At 55.1% G+C, this 6,000-nt stretch carries 7 protein-coding genes; all 7 read right to left on the bottom strand.

Going from position 1 to position 6,000, the window contains the following annotated elements:
* Positions 1-73: 73 nt before the first annotated feature.
* Positions 74-850 (bottom strand): hypothetical protein, encoded by a 777-nt coding sequence (locus HRV97_RS14440; protein ID WP_174194972.1) that lies wholly within the window; start codon positions 848-850, stop codon positions 74-76.
* Positions 847-1,236 (bottom strand): hypothetical protein, encoded by a 390-nt coding sequence (locus HRV97_RS14435; protein ID WP_174194971.1) that lies wholly within the window; start codon positions 1,234-1,236, stop codon positions 847-849. The genes HRV97_RS14440 and HRV97_RS14435 overlap by 4 nt, the downstream gene beginning before the upstream one ends.
* Positions 1,237-1,414: 178 nt before the next feature.
* Positions 1,415-1,924 carry a hypothetical protein gene (locus HRV97_RS14430; RefSeq protein ID WP_174194970.1) on the bottom strand — a complete coding sequence of 170 codons (510 nt, stop codon included), beginning with the start codon at positions 1,922-1,924 and terminating at the stop codon, positions 1,415-1,417.
* Positions 1,925-1,946: 22 nt separating this feature from the next.
* Positions 1,947-2,216 (bottom strand): hypothetical protein, encoded by a 270-nt coding sequence (locus tag HRV97_RS14425; RefSeq protein WP_174194969.1) that lies wholly within the window; start codon positions 2,214-2,216, stop codon positions 1,947-1,949.
* A 935-nt stretch (positions 2,217-3,151) separates the two neighbouring features.
* Positions 3,152-3,820 carry a recombinase family protein gene (locus HRV97_RS14420; protein WP_223176869.1) on the bottom strand — a complete coding sequence of 223 codons (669 nt, stop codon included), beginning with the start codon at positions 3,818-3,820 and terminating at the stop codon, positions 3,152-3,154.
* Between the two features lie 259 nt (positions 3,821-4,079).
* A complete protein-coding gene (locus HRV97_RS14415; protein ID WP_174194968.1) occupies positions 4,080-4,727 on the bottom strand; it encodes a hypothetical protein in 648 nt (215 codons plus the stop codon).
* The gene (locus HRV97_RS14410; RefSeq protein WP_174194967.1) at positions 4,724-5,680 is read right to left on the bottom strand and encodes a hypothetical protein; all 957 of its coding nucleotides are present in this window, start codon (positions 5,678-5,680) and stop codon (positions 4,724-4,726) included. Before HRV97_RS14410 ends, HRV97_RS14415 begins: the two co-directional genes overlap by 4 nt.
* Between the last annotated feature and the right edge of the window lie 320 nt (positions 5,681-6,000).

Genomic DNA, 6,000 nt, shown 5'->3' with positions numbered 1-6,000 from the left:
ACCGGTGTCTGCCACAGTGCCGCACCTGTGGCTTGCGCATCACCTCGTCGGCAAGGCGGAGAAGACCGGACGCTTACACTCGGTATCCGGTGCCGGTCGCTGAATAGGCAATGTCGCCTACCGGGGTGCCATGGGTGCGGCGGGCCGCGTCCCCGGTCTGAGCTACCCGGATGCCGGTCGGGCTGCGGCTGGCCTGATAGGGATCATAGCCCGACATGCTCTGGCCCACCTGAGGGCCGCTTGCGGGGGCCTGTGCGACGAGGCGGAAGCCGGTCGGCCCTTGTACCCACTGCGGGCCGCTTGCCGCCTGAGCGGGCGCTGACGGGGCCTGAGCGGCAGGGCTGGGAAGGCCATTGAAGCCGAACGAGCTATTGGCCGTCTGACCCGGTGCCAGCGTCGTGGCGTCGGGAACATCGGGGGTTTCCGCAAAGGATTCGGACGTGCTGCCTAGCGCATCCTCAATAGTCCAATTTGCTGCATCGGCTTCGGATACTTCGCCCTTGCTGATCGCCAATGCCTTGGCATCCTCAAGGATCATAGGGGCAAGGCCATCAAGGCAACTGTCATCGCCACTGTTATTGTACTCGGTAAGCGCCTTATCATACAGCGCAACCGTAGCATCATCGCTATTGTGGATGAGATCGACGGCAAGATGCAGCGTGTTACCCATAGCAGGGACACGGGCAATGAAGCCATCAATAGCATTCTTGTAAGCGATATTGGCGGGATAGCCCTTGGCCAATTCAGCGGTAGCGGCTTGCTGTACAGTACGGGGATTGTGACCATGTACAGCAATCAGGGATAGAGCCGCCTTGACCTTGATGGCCTGACGGGGAGTTAGTGCGGTCATGTGGTTTCTTTCAGCATATCGAGAATGTGGGGCTTTGCCGGTTTGGCAGCGGGGACCGGATCAACTTCGCCTAGGGTCGCGATAGGCGGGATGATCCCCTTACGGATCGCGGCGGCGAGGTACTGGAAGGCAAACTTGCAATCATCGGCCCTGAGGTACGGACGGCCTGCGACTTCCCAAAGCGCGTGAATGTCCCCGGCCATACGACGGGCTATGCCTTGAGCATCCTGTGGCAGGTCGTAGAGTGGCGGCGGCACGGGATTGTCTGCCAGCTTAGGCCAGCCCGCTTCATGCTCTAGCGCCTGCCTTGTCAGCAGGATGGATAGCGTTGCAGCCTCATCGGCTATGAAGGCGGAAGCTAGGGCCGGGTTAGGCCAATCCTTCATCAGCCATGTACAGCCGCGGTGTATTCAACATGGGCTTTGACGGCATCGGCATACGGGCCTGCCCGGTTCATTAGATCATCTAGCGTTGTAGGGATCAGGCGAACCTTGGGGATATAGTCAGACCGGGGACGGCTAGGCGCTTGCCCGCTGCCCCGATCATCCCAGCTATCGCCAGCCATTAGGCAGCTAGGGCAGTCGTGAAGTATCCGCGCTGTTTCCCCTGCATATACAGAGTAAATGCCTCCCGTGGCTTACCCGGTGCCAGCGCCATGATGACGGCAGGGATGGCTTGGGGCTTTACCGTAACAAGATAGTCAAAGGCGTCATCATCAAGGGCAGAGAAGCCATTGCATTCATGCTCTTTGGGAACGCTGGCGTTAGCCGTGATATCCCATGTATCTCGCATATACTTGATGAGGAACCCGGTAGTATTGAGGTTATCACCGGGCTTCACCTCAACGCGGATATCAGAGAAGCGGGCAAGCCGTTGACTGCGAGCCTCTACCTGTTCGTCAGCGAGGGCAGTAGCAAAGCGATCCTTGGCATTCTTCAATGCCTTGTCGATCTCATTGGCCTTATCAAGGGCAGGCCTACCAAGGATATCGATAAAATTGTTGACCTTGAGCAATTCGGCGCTGAGAGTTTCAATCTCAATGGCGATAGCAGCAAGGGTATCTTTGTTGGTCATAGAGGTCTCCTGTTTGATTAGATTATGAGCGGGGAGCGAAAGCGCCAATCTTGAGCTTCTCTTGGCGGTAGGTATTCGGGTTGCCTGTGTCGGCATCCAGAGCAGCCATCATCTTATTGACCCGATTAGGACGGGGACCGGGACGGCCACGGCGGAGGAAGTCGGGCAACTCTATGCCAAGGGCCTCCAAGGCAAAGCGAACGCCAATGGTCACACGGCGATCAGTAGATGCAAGATAGACGGCAACCCGATCATTATTGATGCGGTTCATATCAACAGTGGTAATGGTCATGGTTGATCCTTTGATTGATTGTGTACTGTCCAGACAAAAGACACAGATGCCCCGCTTACGGATAAGCGAATCCAAATGGATATATTGAAGCTATGGAAAGAGGTGGCCCGCCAGCTACCAATAAGGGCAATGCTATAGCTGACAGGCCGTAGCATCAGCATTCATCACGGGCGCAACTCGACGGATTTGGATTTACTACCGGGAATGATGAATACGGATGCTATTAGGAGAGGATAGCAGTCATTCCTCAGATAGGCTCAGGCTGACGTATAGCGATCACCTGAACAGGAAACAGGTAACAACTAATCTGAGCCTATCGGAAGAATGAGATTGCGTATGGCATTCACGGTATCAAGCCGTGGAGTACCAAGGATACATACTGGTATAGTATGATCGTTAGATTTGATGGTGATTGGCTGTATCCGGCGTCCCCCCGGGCCAGATAGATATCCGTATTGGTCAAATACGTTCTGGCGCTATGGGAGAGCAAGACTAGCCGCATGATCGTTGAGTTTGATTGGCGTGGCTCGTATTGCCGGCGTCCGATACCCATGCATCATTCAAATAGAATGGCACACCCCGTCGCTCTAAAGCTAGGCCGTAAGGCCGTCAGGTATCTACCGTTATCGCACGGTCAGGCGTTCCTAGGGCTTCCTAGCTTAGGCGGTATCGATGGTTTCTTCCCAGACGGTACTGGATTACGGTCGGCGATTATCGAGGCTTAGCCTCAGGTTCGTGCCGGGATCATTCTTAGGGATACCTCGACATATAGATACCGAGGATTTCCCATTGCCTAACGGTCCTGAAATGTCCCGCGTACATTGACGACGACTTGGGCCACCCTCTCGCAGCCCCGCACAGCGCCGCCACCGTATTCCGGCTACGTCGACACCCTGAGCCTTCCATATCGACTCCTGTGGCCGTCTCCGGCCGATCTAGCGGGCCTCCAATCGAGCAAGCGCCTTGTGCAGGCTAGCGGGATGCCACTTGCCCCCGGCTGGCGAAGGGATCGCACGGGTATTCAGGGCCTCGACCATCTTGCGAACGGACAGCCCCTCGGCCCTCAATGCCAGTAGATCAGCGGCGATAGGCTCTAGCCGGTCCATAGCCTCAGCCTGATTACGGGCAGCTAGTACCTTGCCATGCTTGCCTAGCTCAGTCCCCCGATCCTTGGCAGCAGCTAGCGCGGCCTTGGTCCGTTGGCTGATTACCTCAGCCTCCTTCTCTGCCAGTGCGGCGAATAGGTGTAGCTGGAAGCGATCAGCGTTCGGCATATCAGCGACAGCGAACTCTACGCCTGTCTCCATCAGCCCCGATATGAAATGGACATTGCGGGCAAGCCTATCGAGCTTGGCGATAATCAGGCCAGCCTTCTCCCGCTTGGCAGTTGCGAGGGCGGCGACAAGCTCAGGCCGCTTGGACAGGGCATTGGCTCCCTTGCCTGTCTCAACCTCGATATGCTCCCCGATCAGGTCAACGCCATTGGCAGCGACATACCGTGCCACTGCCTCCCGCTGAGCCTCTAGCCCTAGGCCGCTCTTGCCCTGCTTATCCGTGCTAACGCGGAGGTAGGCGACAGCCTTGGTCATCTTGCGGAGGTTCATAACGGCTAGTCCTGTTCACGGGTCAACGAACGTATAACCATGAACAGTCAGGAGGGCAAGCCGTTCCCGCCCCTGTCGTCATCGATCTAGCTGGGATGGAGCTTGGCTGTAGTGACACGCTATGCAGGGATGGAGAACCACGCGCGATAATGCAGGTCGCGCTAGGCGTCTCATATTCGTGGGACCGGGCAGGCCGGGTATACGGGGGAAAGACCGCTCCCTCCGCTTTGATCTACCCTCTCGCATATCTCTAGCAATTTCAGGCCGTAGGCGGTTCGCCACCCTTGCTCTTTTTCGGCAGTATCCTCGGGGCTTGAGCGTAAAGCCGATCAATCAGGTAATACAGCCCGTGAAGAGTAGTGACGAGCATACTAGAGACGATCATAGAGTATGCTACGATAGGCACAGCCTTAATCCACCTAACGTCGATACTCGCCTGCATTCTTACATTTGCCTTTGTCCAAAGGTTGCTAGCCCACGGCGCGAACGTGGGTGCAATCAATGTGATTAATATGGACAATACAGCGACCAGAAGGGCCAATGCCGAAAGATAGCCGAATAATGCACAGACATATTCTCTTCGGCTAAGCTCTTCCTTTTCGCCTGTATCACTGGGGGCTAAGACCTTGCCCTTCTTAATCGGAGAGTCGAGGTCGCCAAGAGCCGACGCGAAGGTAGCGACAGCAAGGAGAGCAGCTATATAAAAGCCCGCCAATACGGAGGCAAAGGTCCCTAGCTTATCCACGAGGCCGCTAGGACCAAAGAAATTAAGGCTGTCGAAAAATGCGAACGGTGCGCCGATTGCCAGTGCTATAACGACTGTTGCCAATCCATCCCTGAGAAACAGCGGCCAGCCACGCTCGGTGGTCAGCCGTAGATACAAGAATGGGAACGATAAGATGTTCACTGTATAGCCTCAGGGCGCATTAGGTCTATGCACCTATCAATTACCTCATCTTGCAGTTCGACGCTGCAAGGGGATAGTTCATTCTTAAGTAGTATCTCGTCTGACTTCACGAACAATATTTCTTTCGCCTCCTGTTCACGCTCTAGAGCGATCGTCTTGGACCGCTTGTTCCCTAGATCGATCTCGATGTTAAAGTCCTGCCAGCCATCGGCTCTAGCCTCGGCTACAAGGGCAGTAACTTTATCCTGCCAGTCATCAGCTTCAATTTTGCCTTTGACCTTCAAGCGCATAACGTCATTCATCGGCTCCCATAGGCCATCGGCGTCAACATATTTCGCCGGCGCTGGCTTTATGAAGGTGATGAAATCAATCTTTCCCTGCTTGAGGGCATTGCCAATAGTTTCGGACTTAATTCCTTCAGCCTTAACTATCGTTCTCGTTTGCACAGTCTTTATCTTACGTTTTCCAACCTCATAGTCATAGAGATAATCATTCAGCGTTTGAGCTATAATCTGTTGGACATACGACATGTTGATGCCCGGTATTTCCTCAAGGTTCGCGTCGTAACGACCTTCCTCGATAGCTCTTGTGCTTATGACAAGGTGAGCGGAGACAGACTGCTCCTCTCCATCCTCCTTTTCAGCCTGCCTTACTGTTAAGCCGCCATCGCCTCGTTTTCTATAAATAGGATCGGCGGCGTCTGGGCTTCCTCGGTGGAATAGCAGAGCCAAAACTTCGCGCTCAGGGAAGTGCTGAACCTTGATAAGCTCAATCACGTCCTTGTTTCTCATGGTTATCAGCGCGGTTCCCGCCGCCCGCTTCTTCTCAAGGGCATCAAGCACACTGTACTCGCCATCGTCTGCGAACAGCGGGAGCGTAGGCGCAGCCTTATGAGCCGGTCGGAACACAAGGTGGTAGCGTCGAACAAACCGTGAGAACTTTTCAAGGAACATGCGCGTCTCCAGTAGGGGGATCAAAGCACGGACGCACTCGCACCGACAAGCGTAAAGAGCGCCTGAGCCTCTTGCCTAAGCCTGCCCCCACCTGTTACATCAGGCATTGCCAACAGTGACAGCGGCCTGAGTAAATGTCATTGTTTCTCAACGCCTTAGGGGGGTGGCGGTAAAATCCTCTTCTGGGCACCATTTCCTTGTTCGTAGACGTCCGTGAGCGGTTGAAAAGCCCCCAAAAGCCCAGCAGAACGGGGGGCGACCGTTCGCCCTTGTTCATCACTGTTCGCCCCTAAATTGGAGTCTCGGGCGGAGCCTCAACC

The sequence above is a fragment of the Sphingomonas hominis genome (assembly GCF_013328205.1).
Lineage (GTDB): Bacteria > Pseudomonadota > Alphaproteobacteria > Sphingomonadales > Sphingomonadaceae > Sphingomonas > Sphingomonas hominis.
Note: the sequence above shows the minus strand (reverse complement) of the source record. Positions and strands in the feature narration are given on the sequence as shown.